The following is a 19,534-nucleotide window of genomic DNA, read 5'->3' as shown; positions in this document are numbered from 1 at the left end:
TTGGGCTATGCTATGCCTTTCGAAAAATCACGTAACAACGCTACATTTGTAGCTGTAGCAAAAACAGGACTACTGGCTGCCATGCAAGAGCAATACCGCCCGGAAGAGATAGAATCCAAAGTACAGCGCCACTGGGAAGAGAAGCGCACATTTGAAGTCACTGAAGACGAGAGCAAAGAGAAATACTATTGCTTGTCGATGCTCCCCTATCCTTCTGGCCGACTACACATGGGCCACGTCCGTAACTACACCATCGGCGATGTGATTTCCCGCTATCAGCGCATGCTGGGTAAAAACGTGCTGCAGCCGATTGGCTGGGATGCGTTTGGTCTGCCGGCTGAAGGCGCGGCGGTAAAAAACAACACCGCACCAGCACCGTGGACTTACGACAACATCGCGTACATGAAAAACCAGCTTAAAATGCTGGGCTTCGGCTATGACTGGAGCCGCGAGCTGGCGACCTGCACCCCGGAATATTACCGTTGGGAACAGAAGTTCTTCACCGAGCTGTACAAAAAAGGGCTGGTTTACAAGAAAACCTCTGCGGTGAACTGGTGCCCGAACGACCAGACCGTGCTGGCGAACGAACAAGTTATCGACGGTTGCTGCTGGCGCTGCGATACCAAAGTTGAGCGTAAAGAGATCCCGCAGTGGTTTATTAAAATCACCGCTTACGCCGACGAGCTGCTGAATGATCTGGATAATCTGGACCACTGGCCGGATACCGTGAAAACCATGCAGCGCAACTGGATTGGCCGTTCTGAAGGCGTGGAGATCACTTTCGACGTGCAGAACAGCGACCAGAAACTGACGGTCTACACCACTCGCCCGGACACATTTATCGGCGCAACTTACCTTGCCGTTGCAGCGGGCCATCCGCTGGCGCAACAGGCTGCCGCGAGCAAACCGGAGCTGGCGTCCTTTATCGACGAATGCCGTAACACCAAAGTTGCGGAAGCCGATATGGCGACGATGGAGAAAAAAGGTGTTGATACCGGCCTGAAAGCCGTTCATCCGCTGACCGGCGAAGCCATCCCGGTATGGGCGGCTAACTTTGTGCTGATGGAGTATGGTACTGGCGCGGTGATGGCCGTTCCGGGTCACGATCAGCGCGACTACGAATTTGCGACCAAATATGGCCTGCCGATCAAACCGGTTATCCTGAACGCCGACGGCACTGAGCCGGATCTTAGCGAACAAGCGATGACCGAAAAAGGTGTGCTGTTTAACTCCGGAGAGTTCGACGGTCTCGATTTTACCGCGGCTTTCAACGCCATTGCCGACAAACTCGCGGCCAAAGGCGTGGGCGAGCGCAAAGTGAATTTCCGCCTGCGCGACTGGGGGGTTTCCCGCCAACGCTACTGGGGCGCGCCAATCCCGATGGTGACGCTGGAAGATGGCACGGTGATCCCGACGCCGGAAGATCAACTGCCGGTGATCCTGCCGGAAGATGTCGTCATGGACGGCATCACCAGCCCGATCAAAGCCGACCCTGAGTGGGCGAAAACCACCGTTAACGGCCAACCGGCGCTACGCGAAACCGATACCTTTGACACCTTCATGGAGTCTTCCTGGTACTATGCGCGTTATACCTGCCCGCAGCACAACGAAGGCATGCTCGACCCGAAAGCGGCTAACTACTGGCTGCCGGTAGATATTTATATTGGCGGCATCGAACACGCCATCATGCACCTGCTCTACTTCCGCTTCTTCCACAAACTGATGCGCGACGCGGGCATGGTGAATTCCGATGAGCCTGCGAAGCAGCTGCTGTGCCAGGGCATGGTACTGGCTGACGCATTCTATTACGTGGGTGAAAACGGCGAGCGTAACTGGGTTTCGCCGAAAGACGCCATTGTTGAACGTGACGAGAAAGGCCGCATTGTCAAAGCGACCGATCCGGCAGGTCACGAGCTGGTTTATACCGGCATGAGCAAAATGTCTAAGTCGAAAAACAACGGTATCGACCCGCAGGAAATGGTCGAGCGTTACGGCGCGGACACCGTGCGTCTGTTCATGATGTTTGCATCACCAGCCGATATGACGCTGGAGTGGCAGGAATCTGGTGTGGAAGGGGCAAACCGCTTCCTGAAACGCGTCTGGAAACTGGTTTACGAACACACCGCTCAGGGTGCTGTTGCCGCGCTGGATCTGGCTGCGCTGAGCGAAGATCAGCAAGCCCTGCGCCGCGACGTGCATAAAACCATTGCTAAAGTTTCCGATGATATCGGTCGCCGTCAGACCTTTAACACCGCTATCGCGGCGATTATGGAGCTGATGAACAAACTGGCGAAAGCGCCGCAGGAGAGCGAACAAGATCGCGCCCTGCTGCAGGAAGCTCTGCTGGCGGTTGTACGTATGCTCAACCCGTTCACTCCGCACGTTAGCTTCACGCTGTGGCAGGCGTTGGGCGGTGAAGGCGATATCGACAACGCGCCGTGGCCAGTGGCTGATGAAAACGCGATGGTGGAAAACACCACGCTGGTCGTCGTCCAGGTCAACGGTAAAGTGCGTGGTAAAATTACGGTTGCCGTCGACGCGACAGAAGAACAGGTGCGTGAACGTGCAGGCCAGGAACATCTGGTCGCAAAATATCTTGATGGCGTGACCGTGCGTAAAGTGATTTACGTACCGGGTAAACTGCTTAATCTGGTCGTTGGCTAAGCGCGGGAGGAAGCGTGCGATATCTGGCTACATTGTTCGTATCACTGGCGGTGCTCATCACCGCCGGATGTGGCTGGCATCTGCGTAATACCACGCAGGTGCCGAGCGAAATGAAAACGATGTTCTTTGATTCAGGGGATCCGAATGGCCCACTGAGCCGCGCGATCCGCAGCCAGTTGCGTCTGAATGGTGTCGAACTGCTGGAGAAAACGTCCACACGTCAGGATGTGCCTTCTCTGCGTCTGGGCGCTGTCACGTTCTCCCGTGACACGGCTTCTGTTTTCCAGGATGGCCGCACTGCGGAATATCAAATGGTGCTGTCCGTAAACGCCAGCGTACTGATCCCGGGTCATGATATTTACCCGATCAATACCAAAGTTTATCGTTCCTTCTTTGATAACCCACAAACGGCACTGGCGAAAGCCGCAGAGCAGGAGATGATCGTTCAGGAGATGTACGACAAAGCAGCCGAACAACTGATTCGTAAGCTGCCCAGCGTACATACGGCAGATGCGAAAAGCACGCAGGACGCCGCCACCTCGACGACTGGCTCCGCTTCCACGCAACCGGGTAGCTAATGCTCAGGTTGTATCCGGAACAACTCCGCGCGCAGCTTAATGAAGGGCTGCGCGCGGCGTATTTACTCCTCGGTAACGATCCGCTGCTGTTGCAAGAGAGCCAGGACGCTGTGCGTCAGGTCGCCTCTGAACAGGGCTTCATCGAACACCACACCTTCACACTGGATGCCAGCACAGACTGGGATGCGATTTTCTCCATCTGCCAGGCATTGAGTCTGTTCGCCAGCCGCCAGACGTTGCTGTTACAGCTGCCCGAAAATGGCCCAAACGCGGCTATCAATGAACAACTGGCAAAGCTGGTTAGCCTGCTGCATGACGACCTCATTTTAACGGTCCGTGGGAACAAACTGACCAAAGCGCAGGAAAACGCGGCATGGATAACGCAGTTAAATAACCGCGCCGTGCAAGTAAGCTGCCAGACGCCGGAACAAGCGAACCTGCCGCGCTGGGTTGCTGCCAGGGCAAAGCAAAACAAACTGGAACTGGACGACGCGGCCAATCAGTTACTTTGTTATTGCTATGAAGGAAACTTACTGGCACTGGCGCAAGCGCTGGAGCGCCTGGCGCTGCTGTGGCCGGATGGCAAACTCACCCTGCCCCGCGTGGAACATGCAGTGAACGACGCCGCGCACTTTACGCCATTCCACTGGGTTGATGCGCTACTGGCGGGCAAAAGCAAACGCGCGTTGCATATTCTTACCCAGTTGCGGCTGGAAGCCTGCGAACCGGTGATTCTGCTACGTACCGTGCAACGCGAATTGCTGTTGCTGGTGACACTGAAACGCCAGTCAGCACATACACCACTGCGTGCGCTGTTTGATAAGCATCGGGTGTGGCAAAACCGCAGGGGTGTTACGGGGGATGCGCTTAATCGACTGAGCCTCGAGCAGTTACGCCAGGCGGTCCATTTGCTGAGCCGTATTGAGCTGATTGTGAAGCAGGATTTTGGTCAGTCGGTGTGGACCGAGCTTGAAGGGCTTTCTCTGCTACTCTGTCATAAGGCACTGGCAGACGTTTTTATTGATGGTTGATATGAATCAGTTGCAGGCACTGTTTGGCGGTACTTTCGATCCGATCCATTATGGACACCTGAAACCTGTGGAAGCGCTGGCGAACCAGATTGGCCTTTCCAGGGTAATCATCATGCCCAATAACGTGCCGCCGCACCGCGCACAGCCAGAAGCCAGCAGCCAGCAACGTAAAAAAATGGTCGAGCTGGCCATCGCCGACAAACCCTTATTCACCCTTGATGAGCGCGAACTTCGCCGCGATACGCCATCGTACACGGCGCAAACCTTGCAGGAGTGGCGGGAAGAGCAAGGCCCTCAACACCCACTGGCGTTTATCATCGGTCAGGATTCACTGCTGACCTTCCCGACATGGCACCATTACGAGACCATTCTGAACAACTGCCATCTGATTGTTTGCCGCCGGCCCGGTTACCCGCTGACAATGGAGCAGGAAGCGCATCAGCAGTGGCTGGAAGCCCATCTCACTACCAATCCTGAAGAGCTGCATACTTTACCTGCCGGACGGATTTACCTTGCCGAAACGCCATGGTTCAACATCTCGGCAACGCTTATCCGTGAACGGCTGGAGCACGGTGAAAAGTGTGATGATCTGCTTCCCGAGTCCGTCATGACGTATATCAACGAGCAGAGTTTGTACCGCTGATCACCGCCGTCATGGCAGCGATTAGCCGATCATTTTCCTCTTCGCTTCGCACCGCCACACGGTAATAGCGCGCATCGAGCCCTGGGTAATTGGCGCAGCTACGAATCAAAATGTGGCGGGAAAGCAATGCGCGTTGTAACTCCACATCCGGCGCGTCACAGCGCATAAAAAGATAGTTTGCACAGCCAGGCCAGACCGTTAACCCCGACAGCGCGTTCAAGGCGGCGAACAGACGCGGACGTTCGTTTTTGATCCAGTTCCAGCTTGCCTGCTGATAATCGCTGTCCTGCAAAATCACCTCACCGGCGAGCGCAGCAAAGGCATTGATGGACCACGGCATCTGCGCGTCGCGCATAGACCGGACTTGCTGTGCGTTGCTGCCCAGCACATACCCCAATCGCAAACCAGGAATAGCGTAAAATTTGGTGAGTGAACGCAGCACCCAAACATGCGGATTTTGCGCCAGATAAGGAATAAAGCCTTCGCGTTCGGGAATAAAATCCATAAAGGCTTCGTCGAGAACAAGCGTAATCCCCAGCGCTTTGCAACGTGCGGCAATCGCGTGCAGCAAGGCATCGTCCGGCAACAAACCGGTGGGGTTATTTGGTGTACAAAGAAATAAACAGTCGAGATCGGCGGTAAGTGCGCCCAGCAGCGCATCTGTAAGCTGCCAGCCATCAATTTCACGTAATGGATAGTCGCTAATCGCACACTCCACCCGCGCCAGCGCCCGGCGATATTCCGCAAACCCTGGTGTTATCAGCATCGCTTTACGTGGCTTAAGCATGTTGACCAGCGCAAAGATCGCTTCCGTTTCACCATTTCCGGCAAGTATCCATGAAACCGGAATCTGGTGATGCGTCGCCAGTACCTGATGCAGGCGCTGATACTCAACATCCGGATAGCGCTCGGCGATCGACAGATTATTCTGTAACGCATGTTTAAGCGATGCCGGCATGCCGGCCGGGTTAATGTTGGCGCTGAAATCTAGCAACTGCTCTGCCGATATCCCCAACAGTTCTGCCGCCTCACGCGTGTTGCCACCGTGCGCGCTGTGAAACAAAGCCATCTTCCGCTCCGGTTAAAAGCCGTTATCTTAAACGAAAAAGAGACTGTGATTGAGGGCGCGATGGTAAACTTTGCCCACAAATCCAGACGGGAGACCATCATGCGACTCTGGCTGATACGCCACGGAGAAACCGAAGCGAATGTCGCCGGGCTTTATAGCGGCCATTCACCGACTCCGCTGACACCCAAAGGGCTGGCGCAGGCGAAAACCCTGCGTGAGTTACTCGCGCATGTGCCCTTCGATTATGTGCTTTGTAGCGAACTGGAGCGCGCGCAGCAGACGGCCGAGCGCGTGCTGGAATCGCGCGCGCTTGCTGTTCATACCACACCGTTACTCAATGAGATGTTTTTCGGCGACTGGGAAATGCGCCATCATCGCGATTTAACGCGAGAAGACCCGGAAAGCTATGCGGCCTGGTGTACCGACTGGCAGCACGCCGTTCCCACCAATGGTGAAGGGTTTCAGGAATTTTCTGCACGAATTGAGCAAGTTATTGCGCTGCTTGCCGATATAAAAAGTCAGCACAAGAATGTGTTGATTGCCAGCCATCAGGGGATATTGAGTTTGTTGATCGCCCGCTTACTCGGCATGCCTGCTGCATCGCTGTGGCATTTTCGTGTTGATCAAGGGTGCTGGAGCGCTATTGATATCCATGATGATTTCGCCACGCTGCGGGTATTAAATAGCCGGGCAGCATGGCACGCTGACGATGTATAGCGTGTTTTTCATGCATCCTATTCACACCGCTGATTCGGCCATTGACACGCCCTCACAGGCTGCTATCCTCCGCGCGCAGAGATTGTTTTACAAAATTGGCAATGCAATCGCGCGCCCGTGATGGGATGATAGCCAACTTTTAAACTTGCCGGATCTCTCTTACCCCGGCAATCGATGCAGTTCAGGTATAATGTCAGGCCGTTCATTAACAGTACATTTTTTACTCACCCCAGGGGGAACACTTGCAGGGTAAAGCACTCCAGGATTTTGTTATCGACAAAATTGATGACCTGAAAGGTCAAGATATCGTGGCCATTGACGTTCAGGGTAAATCCAGTATCACCGACTGCATGATTATCTGCACCGGCACATCGACTCGCCACGTTATCTCTATTGCGGATCACGTTGTGCAGGAATCGCGCGCAGCCGGCATGATGCCGCTGGGTGTCGAAGGTGAAAGCGCCGCGGACTGGGTCGTTGTCGATTTAGGCGATGTGATTGTCCACGTTATGCAGGAAGAGAGCCGTCGCCTGTATGAGCTGGAAAAACTCTGGGGTTAATGCGTGAAACTGCAACTGGTCGCCGTCGGCACAAAAATGCCGGACTGGGTACAGACAGGTTTTAGTGAATACCTGCGCCGCTTTCCAAAAGATATGCCGTTCGAGTTAATCGAAATTCCGGCTGGAAAGCGCGGCAAGAACGCAGATATCAAACGTATTCTCGATAAAGAGGGTGAGCTGATGCTGGCCGCGGCTGGCAAAAATCGTATCGTTACCCTCGATATTCCGGGTAAACCCTGGGATACGCCGCAGCTGGCAAACGAGCTGGAGCGCTGGAAGCAAGACGGACGCGATGTCAGCTTGCTGATTGGCGGGCCGGAAGGGCTATCACCCGCCTGCAAAGCGGCGGCAGAACAAAGTTGGTCACTCTCTGCGCTAACGTTACCTCACCCGCTGGTGCGCGTGCTGGTTGCCGAAAGCTTGTATCGCGCATGGAGTATTACCACCAACCATCCTTACCACCGTGAGTAACGACGAGTCTTGGGTAGATTAAGCAGCGGATGAAATTACAGAATTCTTTTCGCGACTATACGGCTGAGTCCGCGCTGTTTGTGCGCCGGGCGCTGGTCGCTTTTACGGGGATTTTGCTGCTTACCGGCGTGCTGGTAGCCAACCTTTATAATCTGCAAATCGTCCGTTTTGCGGACTACCAGACCCGCTCCAACGAAAACCGCATCAAGCTGGTGCCTATCGCGCCAAGCCGCGGCATTATCTACGATCGCAACGGCACGCCACTGGCGCTGAACCGCACCATCTACCAGGTCGAGATGATGCCGGAGAAAGTCGATGATGTGCAGCAAACGCTGGATGCCCTGCGTGATGTGGTCGATTTGAACGACGACGATATCGCCAACTTCAAAAAAGAGCGCTCACGTTCGCACCGCTTCACCTCCATTCCGGTAAAAACTAACCTGACGGAAGTGCAGGTGGCGCGCTTTGCGGTGAACCAGTACCGTTTTCCCGGCGTTGAGGTCAAGGGCTATAAGCGCCGGTTTTATCCCTATGGCTCCGCGCTGACGCACGTCATTGGCTACGTGTCGAAAATTAACGATAAAGATGTCGAACGGCTGGATAAAGAGGGCAAACTGGCAAACTACGCCGCCACTCACGATATCGGCAAACTGGGCATTGAGCGCTATTACGAAGATGTGCTGCACGGCCAGACCGGTTATGAAGAGGTGGAAGTCAACAACCGCGGCCGCGTGATCCGTCAGCTCAAAGAAGTGCCGCCGCAGGCCGGTCACGATATCTACCTGACGCTGGATTTAAAACTGCAGCAGTATATCGAAACACTGCTCGCTGGCAGCCGTGCGGCGGTGGTGGTAACCGATCCACGCAATGGCAGCATTCTCGCGCTGGTATCAATGCCCAGCTACGATCCGAACCTGTTCGTCGATGGCATTTCCAGCAAAGATTACTCTTCACTGCTAAACGATCCGAATACGCCGCTTATCAACCGCGCAACGCAAGGGGTTTACCCGCCGGCGTCCACGGTGAAACCGTATGTGGCCGTTTCCGCCCTTAGCGCCGGGGTGATCACGCGCAACACCAGCTTGTTCGATCCCGGCTGGTGGCAATTACCCGGCTCGGAAAAACGTTACCGCGACTGGAAAAAATGGGGGCACGGCCACCTGAATGTTACCAAGTCGCTGGAAGAGTCCGCCGATACCTTCTTCTATCAGGTTGCCTATGATATGGGCATTGACCGCCTGGCGGAATGGATGGGCAAATTTGGCTACGGTCACTATACCGGCGTCGACCTTTCGGAAGAGCGCGCCGGGAACATGCCAACCCGCGAATGGAAGCTGAAGCGCTTTAAAAAGCCGTGGTACCAGGGTGACACCATCCCTGTGGGGATCGGCCAAGGTTACTGGACGGCAACGCCATTGCAGATGAACAAAGCAATGATGACGCTGATTAATGACGGCATTGTTAAAGTACCGCATCTACTAATGAGCACGGTAGAAGATGGCAAGCAAGTGCCGTGGCAACAGCCAGCACAGCCGCCGGTGGGGGATATTCACTCCGGCTACTGGGAGATTGCCAAAGATGGGATGTATGGTGTAGCCAACCGCCCGAACGGTACGGGTCATAAGTACTTCGCCAACGCGCCATACAAAGTCGCGGCGAAATCCGGTACCGCCCAGGTCTTTGGTTTGAAAGCCAACGAAACCTATAACGCCCACCGTATTGCGGAGCGTCTGCGCGACCATAAATTGATGACGGCGTTCGCCCCTTACGATAACCCGCAGGTCGCCGTGGCGGTCATTCTGGAAAACGGTGGCGCAGGTCCGGCGGTGGGTACGATTATGCGCCAGATCCTTGACCACATTATGCTTGGCGATAACAACACCGAGCTGCCAACGGAAACCCCGTCCGCGGCAGCAGTGGAGGACCAATAACATGACGGATAATCCGAACAAGAAATCGTTCTGGGATAAAATCCACATCGATCCGGTGCTGCTGCTGATTATCCTCGCGCTGCTGTTTTACAGCGCGATCGTTATCTGGAGCGCCAGCGGCCAGGATATCGGTATGACCGAGCGCAAAATCGGCCAAATCGCCATGGGGCTGATTATCATGGTTATTCTGGCGCAGGTGCCACCAAGGGTCTATGAAGGATGGGCGCCCTATCTCTACATTTTCTGTGTCGTGTTGCTTGTCGCGGTGGATGCTTTCGGCGCTATCTCAAAAGGCGCGCAGCGCTGGCTCGATTTGGGCGTGGTGCGTTTCCAGCCTTCGGAAATAGCCAAAATAGCCGTCCCGTTGATGGTGGCGCGTTTTATTAACCGCGATGTCTGCCCACCTTCGCTGAAGAATACCGCTATCGCGCTGGCGCTTATTTTCGTGCCGACGCTGCTGGTTGCGGCGCAACCGGATTTGGGCACCTCCATCCTTGTGGTGCTCTCCGGGTTATTTGTGCTGTTTCTTTCCGGGTTAAGCTGGCGGTTGATTGGCATTGCCGCCGTGCTGGTGGCGGCGTTTATCCCGGTGCTGTGGTTCTTCCTGATGCATGATTATCAGCGTCAGCGCGTGATGATGCTGCTCGATCCGGAAACCGATCCGCTCGGCGCGGGCTATCATATTATTCAGTCAAAAATCGCCATCGGCTCTGGCGGTCTGAGCGGTAAAGGCTGGCTGCACGGAACGCAGTCACAACTGGAGTTTCTGCCCGAACGCCATACCGACTTTATCTTTGCCGTGCTGGCGGAAGAGCTGGGCCTCATCGGCATTCTGATTTTGCTCACACTATATGTGTTGCTGATTATGCGTGGGCTGTGGATTGCCGCCCGTGCGCAAACCACGTTCGGACGTGTCATGGCAGGTGGTTTAATGTTGATTTTGTTCGTTTATGTGTTCGTAAATATTGGTATGGTGAGTGGTATCCTGCCGGTGGTGGGCGTACCGCTGCCACTGATCAGTTACGGGGGTTCTGCCCTGATCGTACTCATGGCCGGGTTTGGTATCGTTATGTCGATCCATACCCACAGGAAAATGTTGTCAAAGAGCGTATAAGAGGTGGGCAATGCGTAAGCAATGGCTTGGGATCTGCATAGCAGCAGGATTACTGGCGGCATGTTCGAACGATGATGGTCAGCAGCAGACGACCGTAGCGCCGCAACCTGCGGTGTGTAACGGCCCTGTCGTTGAAATTAGCGGTGCGGAGCCTCATTATGAAGCGCCTGTCGCCACGGCGAATCAGGATTATGAGCGCGACGGTAAGCGCTACAAAATCGTGCAGAATCCGGCGAACTTCAGCCAGGCGGGATTGGCCGCTATTTATGATGCCGAACCCGGCAGTAATTTGACCGCCTCCGGCGAAGCGTTTGATCCGATGCAGCTTACCGCGGCACATCCGACGCTGCCTATTCCAAGCTATGCGCGTATCACCAACCTGGCGAATGGTCGCATGATCGTGGTGCGTATTAACGATCGCGGCCCTTACGGTAACGATCGCGTAATTTCCCTGTCGCGCGCCGCAGCGGATCGACTGAACACCTCTAATAACACCAAAGTGCGTATTGACCCGATTATCGTTGCGCAGGATGGCTCCCTTTCCGGCCCGGGCATGGCATGTACGAAAGTCGCACAGCAAACCTACGCATTGCCTGCGCGTCCCGATCTGGGCGGCGGTCTCGGCAGCGTCTCTTCGGCTCCGCAGCCTGAAGAACCACAGGGCAATGTACACGCTATCAGCAACGATACGCTGAAAAGCGACGATACGACCGCCGCGCCGGTACGTAGCGGCGGCTTCCTGGGTGCGCCGACCCCACTCGCCTCTGGTGTACTGGAAGGAAGCACTGATACTTCCGCCGCAACAGCAGCGCAACCTGCAACAACACCGGTAACGCCAACGGCTGCGCAGACTGCTCCTGCTACGCAAACTTACACACCAACGCGTACTTCTCCCGTTACAGCACCTGGCTCGGTACAGGGCAACGTACATACGGCCGCGCCTGCCAGTAGCGCTGCGGCGGCAAGCAGTGGCGGTTATATGGTGCAGGTGGGTGCCGTTAGCGATCAGACGCGTGCTCAGCAATACCAGCAGCGCCTGGCGCAGCAGTTTGCGGTGCCTGGCCGCGTCACGCAAAACGGCGCTGTCTGGCGCGTACAGTTAGGGCCGTTTAGCAATAAAGCGGACGCCAGCGCCTTGCAGCAGCGCCTGCAAAACGAGGCGCAGTTGCAGTCATTTGTTACGAACGCCCAGTAAGCTTGCGAAGGCGTCTGGCTTTGTCAACTTATGTCAGCAACATTAACAAAGTCATGCTGAAAGTCAGATGCCTGCAAGTATAGCTTTTGCTATAGTAAGGCACTTTTTTTAACTCCATCACGGATGTCGTTGTTCGACCATGAAGACCACTTTTTCCGTTCGTTTTATGCAGCGCCTGGCGCTCACCACGGCGCTGGCTGCAGCCTCTCTTTCCGCTGCGCATGCCGATGACCTGAATATTAAGACCATGATCCCGGGTGTTCCGCAGATTGACGCGGAATCCTATATCCTGATCGACTATAACTCCGGCAAAGTGCTCGCTGAGCAAAACGCCGATGCGCGCCGCGATCCGGCAAGTCTGACCAAGATGATGACCAGTTATGTCATTGGCCAGGCTATGAAAGCGGGCAAATTCAAAGACAGCGATCTGGTCACGATTGGTAACGATGCCTGGGCCACCGGCAACCCGGTGTTCCGTGGTTCTTCGCTGATGTTCCTGAAACCCGGTATGCAAGTGCCAGTTTCCCAGCTGATTCGTGGTATCAACCTGCAATCCGGTAACGATGCCTGCGTGGCGATGGCCGATTATGTGGCGGGCAGCCAGGATGCGTTTGTCGGCCTGATGAACAATTATGTTAAAGCGCTGGGCCTGCAAAACAGCCACTTCCAGACCGTACACGGCCTGGATGCTGATGGGCAATACAGCTCCGCGCGTGACATGGCGCTGATTGGCCAGGCGCTGATCCGCGATGTACCGAACGAATACGCCATTTATAAAGAGAAAGAGTTCACCTTTAACGGCATTCGTCAGACCAACCGTAATGGCCTGCTGTGGGATAACAGCCTGAATGTCGACGGTATTAAGACCGGTCACACGGATAAAGCGGGTTATAACCTGGTAGCATCGGCAACCGAAGGCCAGATGCGCCTGATATCTGCTGTGATGGGTGGTCGCACGTTTAAAGGCCGTGAAACCGAAAGTAAGAAACTGCTGACCTGGGGCTTCCGTTTCTTTGAAACCGTAAACCCGATCAAAGCCGGTAAAGAGTTTGCTTCAGAGCCAGCATGGTTTGGCGACAGCGATCGCGCTTCGCTGGGCGTTGATAAAGATGTTTACCTGACCATCCCACGCGGCCGCATGAAAGATTTGAAAGCCAGCTATGTGCTGAACACCAGCGAGCTGCACGCGCCGCTGCAGAAAAATCAGGTGGTTGGCTCTATTAATTTCCAGCTGGATGGTAAAACCATCGAACAGCGCCCGCTAGTGGTACTGCAGGAGATCCCGGAAGGCAATTTCTTCGGCAAAATCATTGATTACATTAAATTGATGTTCCATCACTGGTTTGGCTAAAAATTGAACACTTGAAAGTGTGATTTCCATCCCCATATACTTAGCATCTCAGAAAAACTCCTGCCCTTGCGGCAGGAGTTCTTATTTTTTACGCCGGAGCTGACATGAAAACCAATCTTAAAGAACTGCTTGAATTCCCGACTCCCTTTACTTACAAAGTGATGGGTCTGGCGAAACCAGAGCTGGTTGATCTGGTGGTTGAAGTGGTACAGCGCCATGCGCCAGGTGATTACTCTCCGCAGGTAAAACCGAGCAGCAAAGGCAATTACCACTCGGTATCTATCACCATCAACGCAACGCACATTGAGCAAGTTGAGACACTGTACGAAGAACTCGGCAATATCGAAATTGTTCGTATGGTGCTGTAATTGTTCATCACGTTACCCGGAGCCATTCGGGTAACGTCTTCGCTGTGATATACTCCCCCCACTCTTTTTCTCCCCCGGGGATGCCGTTTTGTCTCAGGACACCATTCTTATCCGCAATCTTGGCTTGCAGCCCTATGATCCTGTTTCTCGGGCAATGCATGAATTCACCGATGCTCGCGACGAGACAACGCCGGATGAAATCTGGCTGGTAGAACACCATCCCGTCTTTACACAAGGCCAGGCCGGTAAGGCCGAACATGTGCTGGCTCCGGGTGATATTCCGGTGATCCAGAGCGATCGCGGCGGTCAGGTAACCTACCATGGGCCAGGCCAGCAGGTAATGTATGTTTTAATTAACCTGAAGCGGCGAAAAGTGGGCGTTCGCGAGCTTGTCACGCTGCTGGAAAATACGGTTATCAATACGCTGGCAACACTCGGGATTAACGCACAGGCACGCGCTGACGCGCCGGGTGTATATGTGCAGGGCAAAAAAATCTGTTCGCTAGGTCTGCGCATCCGCAAAGGGTGCTCATTCCATGGCCTGGCGCTGAATATCGATATGGATTTGACACCATTTATGCGCATCAACCCTTGCGGGTACGCTGGTATGGAAATGACGCAGGTCAGCCAGCTGGTGGAAAATAGCGATATGGATAAATTAAGGACGATTCTTATCCAGCAATTTTTAGCGCTACTAAACAATCCACCACATCAATATATGAGCGCTTAATATATCATGTACAGAAGCCCGCATTTTGTGCGGGTAGGTATTTATTTGGCCTGTTAGCGCTTTACAATAGAAGCCATATTCTCTATTTTCAACCTGCCTGCTTTGTCGGGATAATTAGCATTAAAGCACGTTGGCAGGCTTTGTATACGCGCTCCAGGCCAATCTTTTTTGCGTGTATTGTCTGGCCTCGCGATAAAAAACTACGTCATGATGACGAGAGACAGGATGTTTACCCAAGTTAATAATCAACAAAAAAAATAAATTCAACTATCATTCAGGTTTTGAATGAATACGGAGCACAAGCGTGGATAATAATAACCTGCAGGAAAAGCGAATAACCGTGCGCCCCGACGATGATAAGCCGCAAGTTTTCAGAACGCTGCGCAATATTGATCTCAATTTACTGACTATTTTTGAGGCAGTATATGTTCACAAAGGGATAGTCAACGCGGCAAAAGTGCTCAATTTAACGCCTTCCGCAATTAGCCAGTCCATTCAAAAATTACGCGCAATATTTCCCGATCCGCTTTTCATTCGTAAAGGCCAGGGCGTGACGCCTACGGCTTATGCTTCCCATCTGCACGAATATATCAGCCAGGGGCTGGAGTCTATTCTTGGCGCATTAGACCTGACCGGCAGCTATGACAAACAACGTACGATTACCATCGGCACGCCCCCATCGATTGGCGCATTAGTTATACCTGTTATCTTCAAGGCAATAAAAGAGAGTTCGCCGCATCTGATGATGCGTAATATTCCCGTGAACGATGCGGAAAGTCAGCTCAGCCAGTTTCAAACCGATTTAATTATTGATACGCATATTGCAGGCTCTCGTACCATTAATCATCACGTCCTTTATAGCGACCGTATCATGCTGGTATGCCGTAAAGGGCATCCTTGTTTAAATGGGCCGATCAATGAAGAGGTTTTGCAGCAGTACGAACACACGCTGCTGATGCTGGAAGGGCAAAATCTTAGCGGCCTTCGCCAGCGTGTGCAGGATCTTTTCCCGGAGCGTCAGGTAAGCTTCAGCAGTTACAATATGTTTACGATTGCGGCACTGATCGGCAACAGCGATATGCTGGGGCTAATGCCGGCGCGACTGTTTGAGTTATTCAGTGGCTGTTGGCAGCTGGTTGAAATTGATTACCCGCCAATTACTAATGAGCGTCTTGAAATCTCACTCTTTTACAATAAGTTGAGCCTGCGCGACCCGGTACTGGAAAGCGTCATTAATGTTATCCGACGGGCTTTTTAATGCCCGTCCGTGCCAGGCGAAAGCGCTAACCCTAATTGGGCATTTGGCACAAAACAACAACTATTTTACAAATTGCCCCCGTTGTCAGGCTGCTTTCTATCCCCCATCAATGGTATACTGCACGCAAGTTAATTCAAAAATAGTTGATAAATACAACATTCATTTGAATTGAAATGCTTACTTCGTTATCCGCAACTGGAACACGCATGCTATGAGTAAACCCATTGTGATGGAACGCGGTGTTAAGTACCGCGATGCCGATAAAATGGCGCTTATCCCGGTTAAAAATGTGGCGACAGAACGCGAAGCCCTGTTAAGAAAACCGGAATGGATGAAAATCAAACTCCCGGCCGACTCTTCCCGTATCCAGGGTATTAAAGCAGCCATGCGCAAAAATGGGCTGCACTCTGTATGCGAAGAGGCTTCCTGCCCGAACCTCGCTGAGTGTTTCAACCACGGTACGGCAACCTTTATGATCCTTGGTGCTATCTGCACGCGCCGTTGCCCATTCTGCGATGTGGCACATGGACGTCCTGTGGCGCCCGATGCCAACGAACCGCAAAAACTGGCGCAGACCATTGCTGATATGGCGCTGCGTTATGTGGTAATCACCTCTGTAGACCGTGACGATCTGCGTGATGGCGGTGCGCAGCATTTTGCGGATTGCATTACCGCAATCCGCGAAAAAAGCCCATCGATTAAAATCGAGACGCTGGTGCCGGATTTCCGTGGTCGCATGGATCGTGCGCTGGATATCCTCACCGCCACGCCACCGGATGTGTTTAACCACAACCTGGAGAACGTGCCACGTATTTACCGCCAGGTTCGCCCGGGCGCCGATTACAACTGGTCGCTGAAACTTCTGGAGCGTTTTAAAGAAGCGCATCCGGAAATCCCAACAAAATCCGGCTTGATGGTCGGCTTAGGTGAAACCAACGCCGAGATCATCGAGGTTATGCGCGATCTGCGCCGTCACGGCGTGACGATGCTGACGCTGGGCCAATATCTACAGCCAAGCCGCCACCATCTGCCGGTACAGCGCTATGTCAGCCCGGATGAGTTTGATGAAATGAAAGAGGAAGCGCTGGCGATGGGCTTTACCCATGCGGCGTGTGGTCCGTTTGTGCGTTCCTCTTACCATGCAGACCTGCAGGCAAAAGGCGTTGAAGTGAAGTAATACTTGCTTACACTGCAGACAAAAAAACCGGCTTCTGCGCCGGTTTTTTTTCGCCTGTCAAAGCCGCTGTTACTCTTTGTGAGAGAGTTTTTCTGCTGTGACTTCGTCAGCTTTTTTCGCTGCATCATCATCATTCATGGCTTTTTTAAAGCCTTTGATGGCTGCGCCCAGGTCACCGCCGAGCGTACGCAATTTTTTGGTTCCAAACAGCAGAACAACCAGTGCGGCCACAACCAGCAGTTTGGTAATACTAATCTCACCCATAGATACCTTCTTTCGTAAAACAGGCTGCATAAAACGCCATTATAACCGGACTTCATTAACGGTCATTCGACGCGCGCACACAATAGCAATGTGTAACGAGATGAATCAAGTGTTGTTTAAAAAAACATCACAATAAATGCGGCACAGCGAAACGCCGATTACGTAACACCGGTAGTTTCTCGCGCGTCTGCACCACGCGTTCAGGCGTGACCTCGGCGAAAATCAACTGAGGTGCTTCCGCCGCCGACGCAACCGTCACGCCCTGCGGATCAACGATCCGGCTCTGCCCGATATTCTTGTTGCCACATTCGCCTGCCGCGACAATATAACATGTTGTATCCAGCGCCCTTGCCGATAGCAGCGTCGCCCAGTGCTGCTCTTTGAGCGGGCCACGTACCCAGGCGGCAGGCAATACCAGCAGTTCTGCCCCCTGCAGCGCCAGCGACAAAGCGAGTTCCGGGAAACGCAGATCGTAGCACGTCATCAGCCCGACCTTCATATCCTCCACCTCAATCAACAGAGGAATATCGCACCCGGCGTCCACACGCGCAGATTCCTGCATGTTGAACGCGTCATACAAATGCAGCTTGGCATACTGCGCGATCACCTCTCCAGCGCGCAATACCACCAGCGTATTAACTGCCCTGCCCTCGGTTGACGGAACATGCACCGTTAGCACCGTCGTCAACGCGTTACGCTGGCTCTCCGTGCGCAACAGGCTCAGAAAGCCACCATCCAGCGTCTGCGCCGATTTGACCGAAAGGTGTGGGTCAGCATCATCTCTTGCCAGTAATGCCTCTGGCAGCACCAGCAGCGACGCCTGACGCGCTGCCGCCTGTGCCATCAACGCAACACATGTCTGCGCGTTGGTCCGCCAGTCTGGCGTGACCGCAAATTGTCCGGCTGCAACAATCATCTTTAGTCCTCCCGCTTCGTCACCATAGCCAGAAAATAGCCGCGACGCTAAACTCAACACTCTAACAAATCAAATAGCAGGATCTCACGGTGTTACAACTTCTTTTAGCGGTATTTATTGGCGGTGGAACGGGCAGCGTTGCGCGCTGGATGTTAAGCATGAAACTTAATCCGGCACATCAGGTGATTCCTGTTGGTACCCTTACCGCCAACCTGCTAGGTGCGTTTATTATCGGTATGGGGTTAGCGTGGTTCAATCGTATGACGCACATCGATCCCGTCTGGAAAGTGTTGTTAACCACCGGTTTCTGTGGTGGTCTGACTACCTTTTCTACCTTTTCCGCAGAAGTGGTGTTTTTGTTGCAAGAGGGGCGAATTAACTGGGCGCTGCTTAACGTGGCGGTAAACCTGCTGGGTTCGTTAGCTATGACGGCTCTGGCGTTTTGGCTGTTTTCCTCGGTTAACGCAAATTGAAAGCATAAAAAAACCCGCCTTACGGCGGGTTTTGGAATTCTTACTGTACGTACGTAGCTGAATTAAACAGGCATTACGTTCGCAGCAGATGGGCCTTTGGCACCGTTAGTGATTTCAAACTCAACGCGCTGACCTTCAGCCAGGGTTTTGAAACCATTGCTCTGGATTGCAGAGAAGTGTACGAACACGTCTTTGCTGCCATCTTCCGGAGTAATGAAACCGAATCCTTTGGATTCATTAAACCACTTAACGTTACCTTTAATCTTAGACATCAAAATTACCTTTACATGAAAAATCGACACAAATGCTGTGTCGGGTATCAGTACAACAATTGTGACGACTTTTGTCCAGTCGTTATTCGTGAAAAAGTGATAAATGTCGCTAACTTTTTTGCAAAAGTGAGTTTATTCCGCGTTTTAGGCAATGATTAAAATTTGCACATCACGTTAACACCGCATTTGCAGCTAAAACTGAAAGCGCATCCAGGCAAAGTAAACGTTCCCGTTGTTATAGGTGCCCGGAATGTAAGTCATCTGGAAAGTCGCCGGGCCATAACCGACAGATGCCAGCGGCAATAACACAGGAATGGGAATGTACTTCCAGTTATCACGCGCGGTAAACCCGGCCGTGTAACCCAACCCCAGACGGAAGTTATCATCTGCCAGCGGACGCCATGTCTTCTCCCACCCATAGCCGCCAATGGGTTCCCATTTGTTATAGGAATCTTTAAACGCCATCAGATAAAGGCCGTGCCAGTTGCCTTTTTCGTCCCAACGTGACTGACCAAAACCCGCGCCCCACGGACGTTCGTTATAACGGTCCGTTTTCTCCTTGTCATAGGCGAAACGCGCATGCCAGGTGATAGCAGGAACATAGAGATCATAATGCTCTGGCTGCTGCCAGGTTTGCTTCACATTGTCAGTAAAACTCGAGAACCAGGATTCCTCTGCAGCAACTGCTGTGGTAACCACCGAAAACTGGCAAAATAACGACAAAAAAATAGCTAAAATTTTCTTATTTACAG

Annotated in this window: 21 protein-coding genes; 16 read left to right on the top strand and 5 right to left on the bottom strand. The window is 53.1% G+C overall.

Annotated elements, in window-relative coordinates:
- The first annotated feature begins 81 nt into the window (after positions 1–81).
- The 4 genes from leuS to nadD are packed head-to-tail and all read left to right on the top strand — an operon-like array spanning position 82 to position 4,916.
- On the top strand, positions 82–2,664 hold the full coding sequence (gene leuS, locus IP581_RS06445; RefSeq protein ID WP_086871535.1) for a leucine--tRNA ligase: 2,583 nt from the start codon (positions 82–84) through the stop codon (positions 2,662–2,664).
- Positions 2,665–2,678: 14 nt separating this feature from the next.
- Entirely contained in the window at positions 2,679–3,242 is a 564-nt protein-coding gene (lptE, locus tag IP581_RS06440; protein WP_086871533.1) for an LPS assembly lipoprotein LptE, read from the top strand.
- Positions 3,242–4,273: a DNA polymerase III subunit delta gene (gene holA, locus IP581_RS06435; RefSeq protein WP_193822069.1), complete on the top strand. Its 1,032-nt coding sequence runs from the start codon at positions 3,242–3,244 to the stop codon at positions 4,271–4,273. The genes lptE and holA overlap by 1 nt, the downstream gene beginning before the upstream one ends.
- Position 4,274: 1 nt before the next feature.
- Entirely contained in the window at positions 4,275–4,916 is a 642-nt protein-coding gene (nadD, locus tag IP581_RS06430; RefSeq protein ID WP_193822649.1) for a nicotinate-nucleotide adenylyltransferase, read from the top strand.
- Here the strand turns inward: nadD and cobD are convergent.
- On the bottom strand, positions 4,891–5,985 hold the full coding sequence (gene cobD, locus IP581_RS06425; RefSeq protein WP_193822067.1) for a threonine-phosphate decarboxylase CobD: 1,095 nt from the start codon (positions 5,983–5,985) through the stop codon (positions 4,891–4,893). The genes nadD and cobD overlap by 26 nt on opposite strands.
- Positions 5,986–6,084: 99 nt before the next feature.
- Here cobD and IP581_RS06420 point away from each other — a divergent pair, with 99 nt between their 5' ends.
- The 11 genes from IP581_RS06420 (at position 6,085) to lipA (ending at position 16,857) form a co-directional block, all read left to right on the top strand.
- Positions 6,085–6,702: an adenosylcobalamin/alpha-ribazole phosphatase gene (locus tag IP581_RS06420; RefSeq protein WP_193822065.1), complete on the top strand. Its 618-nt coding sequence runs from the start codon at positions 6,085–6,087 to the stop codon at positions 6,700–6,702.
- A 242-nt stretch (positions 6,703–6,944) separates the two neighbouring features.
- The gene (gene rsfS, locus IP581_RS06415; protein ID WP_017455887.1) at positions 6,945–7,262 is read left to right on the top strand and encodes a ribosome silencing factor; all 318 of its coding nucleotides are present in this window, start codon (positions 6,945–6,947) and stop codon (positions 7,260–7,262) included.
- A 3-nt stretch (positions 7,263–7,265) separates the two neighbouring features.
- Positions 7,266–7,733, top strand: coding sequence for a 23S rRNA (pseudouridine(1915)-N(3))-methyltransferase RlmH (gene rlmH, locus IP581_RS06410; protein WP_017455886.1), 468 nt, complete (start codon positions 7,266–7,268; stop codon positions 7,731–7,733).
- 29 nt (positions 7,734–7,762) lie between these two features.
- Positions 7,763–9,664, top strand: coding sequence for a peptidoglycan DD-transpeptidase MrdA (gene mrdA / locus IP581_RS06405; RefSeq protein ID WP_086871525.1), 1,902 nt, complete (start codon positions 7,763–7,765; stop codon positions 9,662–9,664).
- Between the two features lies 1 nt (position 9,665).
- Entirely contained in the window at positions 9,666–10,778 is a 1,113-nt protein-coding gene (gene mrdB, locus IP581_RS06400; RefSeq protein WP_086871523.1) for a peptidoglycan glycosyltransferase MrdB, read from the top strand.
- A 10-nt stretch (positions 10,779–10,788) separates the two neighbouring features.
- On the top strand, positions 10,789–11,973 hold the full coding sequence (gene rlpA, locus IP581_RS06395; RefSeq protein ID WP_193822063.1) for an endolytic peptidoglycan transglycosylase RlpA: 1,185 nt from the start codon (positions 10,789–10,791) through the stop codon (positions 11,971–11,973).
- A gap of 139 nt (positions 11,974–12,112) precedes the next feature.
- Positions 12,113–13,324, top strand: a complete 1,212-nt coding sequence (gene dacA / locus IP581_RS06390) for a D-alanyl-D-alanine carboxypeptidase DacA (protein ID WP_086871515.1) — start codon at positions 12,113–12,115, stop codon at positions 13,322–13,324.
- A gap of 104 nt (positions 13,325–13,428) precedes the next feature.
- Positions 13,429–13,692: a DUF493 family protein YbeD gene (gene ybeD / locus IP581_RS06385; protein ID WP_017455881.1), complete on the top strand. Its 264-nt coding sequence runs from the start codon at positions 13,429–13,431 to the stop codon at positions 13,690–13,692.
- Positions 13,693–13,780: 88 nt separating this feature from the next.
- Positions 13,781–14,422 carry a lipoyl(octanoyl) transferase LipB gene (gene lipB / locus IP581_RS06380; protein WP_193822061.1) on the top strand — a complete coding sequence of 214 codons (642 nt, stop codon included), beginning with the start codon at positions 13,781–13,783 and terminating at the stop codon, positions 14,420–14,422.
- Positions 14,423–14,726: 304 nt separating this feature from the next.
- Positions 14,727–15,680: a YbeF family transcriptional regulator gene (locus tag IP581_RS06375; protein WP_193822059.1), complete on the top strand. Its 954-nt coding sequence runs from the start codon at positions 14,727–14,729 to the stop codon at positions 15,678–15,680.
- A 211-nt stretch (positions 15,681–15,891) separates the two neighbouring features.
- On the top strand, positions 15,892–16,857 hold the full coding sequence (gene lipA, locus IP581_RS06370; protein WP_020457001.1) for a lipoyl synthase: 966 nt from the start codon (positions 15,892–15,894) through the stop codon (positions 16,855–16,857).
- 69 nt (positions 16,858–16,926) lie between these two features.
- Here the strand turns inward: lipA and tatE are convergent, their stop codons facing one another.
- On the bottom strand, positions 16,927–17,121 hold the full coding sequence (gene tatE, locus IP581_RS06365; RefSeq protein ID WP_017455877.1) for a twin-arginine translocase subunit TatE: 195 nt from the start codon (positions 17,119–17,121) through the stop codon (positions 16,927–16,929).
- A 127-nt stretch (positions 17,122–17,248) separates the two neighbouring features.
- Positions 17,249–18,037, bottom strand: coding sequence for a deaminated glutathione amidase (locus tag IP581_RS06360; protein ID WP_193822057.1), 789 nt, complete (start codon positions 18,035–18,037; stop codon positions 17,249–17,251).
- Between the two features lie 89 nt (positions 18,038–18,126).
- Between IP581_RS06360 and crcB the strand changes: the two genes are divergently transcribed.
- Positions 18,127–18,510 carry a fluoride efflux transporter CrcB gene (gene crcB, locus IP581_RS06355; RefSeq protein ID WP_086871507.1) on the top strand — a complete coding sequence of 128 codons (384 nt, stop codon included), beginning with the start codon at positions 18,127–18,129 and terminating at the stop codon, positions 18,508–18,510.
- A gap of 62 nt (positions 18,511–18,572) precedes the next feature.
- Here crcB and cspE read toward each other — a convergent pair whose 3' ends face one another.
- Both cspE and pagP read right to left on the bottom strand, forming a co-directional pair.
- The gene (gene cspE, locus IP581_RS06350; RefSeq protein ID WP_007373839.1) at positions 18,573–18,782 is read right to left on the bottom strand and encodes a transcription antiterminator/RNA stability regulator CspE; all 210 of its coding nucleotides are present in this window, start codon (positions 18,780–18,782) and stop codon (positions 18,573–18,575) included.
- A gap of 192 nt (positions 18,783–18,974) precedes the next feature.
- Positions 18,975–19,505, bottom strand: coding sequence for a lipid IV(A) palmitoyltransferase PagP (gene pagP / locus IP581_RS06345; RefSeq protein WP_407659146.1), 531 nt, complete (start codon positions 19,503–19,505; stop codon positions 18,975–18,977).
- Between the last annotated feature and the right edge of the window lie 29 nt (positions 19,506–19,534).

Origin of the sequence: Kosakonia pseudosacchari (genome assembly GCF_015167415.1) — a bacterium.
In the GTDB taxonomy this organism is placed as follows: domain Bacteria; phylum Pseudomonadota; class Gammaproteobacteria; order Enterobacterales; family Enterobacteriaceae; genus Kosakonia; species Kosakonia pseudosacchari.
This window is presented reverse-complemented; position numbering and strand designations above follow the sequence as displayed.

Bases quoted from the DNA above. Each gene is read 5' to 3' on its own strand.
- cobD (WP_193822067.1), bottom strand. From the start codon at position 5,985: ATGGCTTTGTTTCACAGCGCGCACGGTGGCAACACGCGTGAGGCGGCA.
- ybeD (WP_017455881.1), top strand. From the start codon at position 13,429: ATGAAAACCAATCTTAAAGAACTGCTTGAATTCCCGACTCCCTTTACT.
- lipA (WP_020457001.1), top strand. From the start codon at position 15,892: ATGAGTAAACCCATTGTGATGGAACGCGGTGTTAAGTACCGCGATGCC.
- cspE (WP_007373839.1), bottom strand. From the start codon at position 18,782: ATGTCTAAGATTAAAGGTAACGTTAAGTGGTTTAATGAATCCAAAGGA.
- leuS (WP_086871535.1), top strand. From the start codon at position 82: ATGCAAGAGCAATACCGCCCGGAAGAGATAGAATCCAAAGTACAGCGC.
- mrdA (WP_086871525.1), top strand. From the start codon at position 7,763: ATGAAATTACAGAATTCTTTTCGCGACTATACGGCTGAGTCCGCGCTG.
- nadD (WP_193822649.1), top strand. From the start codon at position 4,275: ATGAATCAGTTGCAGGCACTGTTTGGCGGTACTTTCGATCCGATCCAT.
- mrdB (WP_086871523.1), top strand. From the start codon at position 9,666: ATGACGGATAATCCGAACAAGAAATCGTTCTGGGATAAAATCCACATC.
- IP581_RS06360 (WP_193822057.1), bottom strand. From the start codon at position 18,037: ATGATTGTTGCAGCCGGACAATTTGCGGTCACGCCAGACTGGCGGACC.
- dacA (WP_086871515.1), top strand. From the start codon at position 12,113: ATGAAGACCACTTTTTCCGTTCGTTTTATGCAGCGCCTGGCGCTCACC.
- rlpA (WP_193822063.1), top strand. From the start codon at position 10,789: ATGCGTAAGCAATGGCTTGGGATCTGCATAGCAGCAGGATTACTGGCG.
- holA (WP_193822069.1), top strand. From the start codon at position 3,242: ATGCTCAGGTTGTATCCGGAACAACTCCGCGCGCAGCTTAATGAAGGG.
- IP581_RS06420 (WP_193822065.1), top strand. From the start codon at position 6,085: ATGCGACTCTGGCTGATACGCCACGGAGAAACCGAAGCGAATGTCGCC.
- tatE (WP_017455877.1), bottom strand. From the start codon at position 17,121: ATGGGTGAGATTAGTATTACCAAACTGCTGGTTGTGGCCGCACTGGTT.